Raw genomic sequence first — 213 nt, 5'->3', positions numbered from 1 at the left:
ATCATAATAACCTGGGGTTGCCATGACTGACAGCACGCCTTTGCCAACGCAGGAAGACCCGCCAAGTTCGCAAAATACCAAGAGTATTTTTAACTTGCCTTACAACCTTACGATTGCGCGTATCTTGATGATTACGCTATTTGTATCGATTGCTTATTGGCCGACAGCCATGGGTATTGGCATGCCTTCGATTTCAGACAATGTCATTGCGCG

At 46.0% G+C, this 213-nt stretch carries 1 pseudogene; it reads left to right on the top strand.

The window, feature by feature from the left end:
- Positions 1-22: 22 nt before the first annotated feature.
- Positions 23-213 (top strand): annotated as a pseudogene (locus V6252_RS13510) (CDP-diacylglycerol--glycerol-3-phosphate 3-phosphatidyltransferase); the annotation flags it as partial.

The organism is Psychrobacter proteolyticus (assembly GCF_038155145.1).
Taxonomy (GTDB): Bacteria; Pseudomonadota; Gammaproteobacteria; order Pseudomonadales; family Moraxellaceae; genus Psychrobacter; species Psychrobacter proteolyticus_B.
This window is presented reverse-complemented; position numbering and strand designations above follow the sequence as displayed.